Genomic DNA, 1,360 nt, shown 5'->3' with positions numbered 1-1,360 from the left:
CTATTCTCCCATTCATAACTTAGACCCAAGAATAAAATTTGTCTACGTGTGCGCCATTTTTACGCTTGCTATACTTTTTTGGGAACTGTTGCCTTTGATGGTGCTTTTTGTGATGCAGATTCCGTTTGTTGTTTTGGCTGGCGTCAAAAGGGAGTGGCTTCGTTCAATGCGTGGAGCAACGTTTCTAGCTGTAATAATCTTTGTGACCAACTTCATCTTTGTCTTCATCGGAACAGGCTATCAGAACCTGTCAAGAAGCTTAGAAAGCGCTGCTGCCATGACTTTGCGTTTCATTGTGCTTGTGGAATCCTTTTCAATTTTCTTCTTAACAACCTCTCCAGATCATCTGGGCTTAGCCTTGGAGCAGACGGGCGTGCCGTACGAGTTCTGCTTCGCTTTTACAACCGCCGTGCGTTTTGTCCCAGTTCTAGCTGAAGAGGCGCAAACGATTATGGATGCCCAAAAAGCTAGAGGTTTGGAGCTTGAGCGTGGAAACTTTTTGAAGAAGATAAGAAACTACATTCCGATTCTAATACCTTTAATTGTTAGCGCAATTCGCAGAAGCTTGGAACTGGCAGAAGCCATGGAATCCCGCGCATGGGGAGCAACCAAAAAACGCACAAATCTATATGTGCTCAAGATACATCGGGGCGATTTAGCGTTACTAGCCATAACCATTGGAATCTTGGCTGCTGCGATTTATGTCCGCATATTCTTAGCAATTCCATCAATAAATGAGCTTTTAGGAACCTTATTCTAGACCGGATCTTGCATCCGGCACTTGTCTGATTTTGGTTTTTGAGTGTTGCAAATCTAAGCTGTGATTCCGAAAGAACCGCAATATTTGCATCGCATATCTCTAACAAGCATACAATAGGATACACCGATCTGTATGCATTTTATGGTATGTCAAGCAATATGCCGCAAGAATTCAATGATCTCAAAGACGCAAAATATAAATCGTGGAACTATTATAATAATAATTGCGACTGGGAGGGCCGTCCGTGCGGTTCGTTACAAGAGTATTCTTGTACCTGGTCGTCCAGCATGTTCTTTTATATATGACATAAATTCATTTAGAGTTTTATGTATATTCTTTATCTTGATGAGTCTGGTGATCCAAACGGATGGCAATTTCAAAAAAACTACGTTCTCGCTGGGATAGCGATACATGAAGGCCAAATTTGGAAATTGAACAATGAGCTTGATAATATCCAGAGTAAATACTTTCCGGGGATTTCTTATCCTATTGCTTTCCATGCTACTGAAATAAGGAGAGGAAAAGGGCACTTTGAAAATCTAAAACCTCAGATTCGAGACGGTATACTGAAAGAAGTCTGTAATGTTATCGGTTCTTCTG

Annotated in this window: 2 protein-coding genes; both read left to right on the top strand. The window is 41.3% G+C overall.

The genetic code is table 11. From position 1 onward, the window contains the following. The coding region (locus HXY34_14245; protein NWF97295.1) for an energy-coupling factor transporter transmembrane protein EcfT at positions 1-760 on the top strand (760 nt) is incomplete at its 5' end. A 326-nt stretch (positions 761-1,086) separates the two neighbouring features. Further along, positions 1,087-1,360, top strand: a 274-nt coding sequence (locus HXY34_14240; protein ID NWF97294.1) for a DUF3800 domain-containing protein, incomplete at its 3' end; no start/stop codon positions are given.

The organism is Candidatus Thorarchaeota archaeon (assembly GCA_013388835.1).
Classification (GTDB): Archaea; Asgardarchaeota; Thorarchaeia; order Thorarchaeales; family Thorarchaeaceae; genus JACAEL01.
This window is presented reverse-complemented; position numbering and strand designations above follow the sequence as displayed.